General features: G+C 76.3%; 1 protein-coding gene. It reads left to right on the forward strand.

The window, feature by feature from the left end; genetic code table 11:
• Positions 1 to 23 precede the first annotated feature (23 nt).
• Positions 24 to 404 carry a nitrite reductase small subunit NirD gene (gene nirD / locus G5C65_RS38225; protein ID WP_165303687.1) on the forward strand — a complete coding sequence of 127 codons (381 nt, stop codon included), beginning with the start codon at positions 24 to 26 and terminating at the stop codon, positions 402 to 404.
• Positions 405 to 486 lie beyond the last annotated feature (82 nt).

Raw genomic sequence — 486 nt, forward strand, 5'->3', positions numbered from 1 at the left:
CCCCCGACGCGCCCGCGGCCCCCGTGCCCCGCGGCGGCTCCGGCTGGACGCCCGTGTGCGCGCTGTCCGACCTGCCGCCCGAGCAGGGGCGGGCCGCGCTGCTGCCGGACGGCACGGCCGTCGCGCTCTTCCGGCGGTACGACGGCACGCTGCACGCCCTGGGCAACCTCGACCCCGTGCACGGCGCGCCCGTGATGTGCCACGGCATCGTCGGCGACCGGGGCGGCGTCCCCGTGGTGACGAGCCCGCTCGGCAAGGAGGCGTTCGCGCTGGAGACCGGCCGCTGCCTGGACGGACCGGAGGAAGCGCGGCTGCCCGTGCACGCCGTGCGGATCACGGAGGGCGACGTGATCGAGGTGTCGCCCGCCGGAAACGCCGCGGAAACGCGCGTCGGTTCACCATGACGCATCGGGCGGCGGCTCCGCCGTCCGCACCCTGGTACGGAGAACGGGACGATCACGTGCAGCAGCCCTCACCCCCTGTCTC

It is taken from the genome of Streptomyces boncukensis, from assembly GCF_011045075.1.
GTDB lineage: Bacteria > Actinomycetota > Actinomycetes > Streptomycetales > Streptomycetaceae > Streptomyces > Streptomyces boncukensis.